Annotated in this window: 1 protein-coding gene; it reads right to left on the reverse strand. The window is 63.4% G+C overall.

The annotated features are described in order from the left end of the window. The coding region (locus tag HK28_RS13615; RefSeq protein WP_143217445.1) for a phage major capsid protein at positions 1-658 on the reverse strand (658 nt) is incomplete at both ends.

Genomic DNA, 658 nt, shown 5'->3' on the forward strand with positions numbered 1-658 from the left:
CACCGGCCCGGCGACGCCGGTCGGGTTCGCGAAGACGTAGCGCTGCTGACCGTCTTTCGTCAGCTCGATCGACGCCCAGTCGGTCGGGTTCAGGATGTGGCCAGTCGCCGGGAAGAGCGCAAGCGTCGCCTGCAGCATGGCCAGACGCAGGCGGTCGATCATGGTCTCATTCTTGACGGAAACGCCCGCAGGCAGCGCATACGCGGCCGCCTGCGTCATCAGGCCTGTCAAATTCTGCCCTGTTCCATCGCCGCTCAAAAGCTGCGTTTCCTCGGCTAGCGCAATACCTATGCGGATTCTCCCGTCGATGTAGCTGGCCAGCTGAGGAGCGTCGGAAAGGATCTGCTTCGACGCGAGACCGTAGTGCGCAATCGTACGCACCGGCAGGGTCTGCAGGTCAAACTTTATGTCTGATTGCGGATACGGAACAGTCGGATTTTCCGCGACTACGGCAGCGTTGTTCGTAAACCCCGTTTCTCGAACGTAGTCGATCGCGCCCGAACTGGTCGAGCCCGGCATCAACAGATCGCGGATCACCAGCTGGCGGTCCGGCACGACCTGCACGATTCCGGGCTGGCGAGGCGCGGCCTTGCCGTCCAGAACGAGCGGAGCGCCGGTCAGCGCCTCATGCGCCGCCTGCAGATGCTGCAGCAGGGTG

Origin of the sequence: Acetobacter sp. DsW_063, from assembly GCF_002153745.1 — a bacterium.
Lineage (GTDB): Bacteria > Pseudomonadota > Alphaproteobacteria > Acetobacterales > Acetobacteraceae > Acetobacter.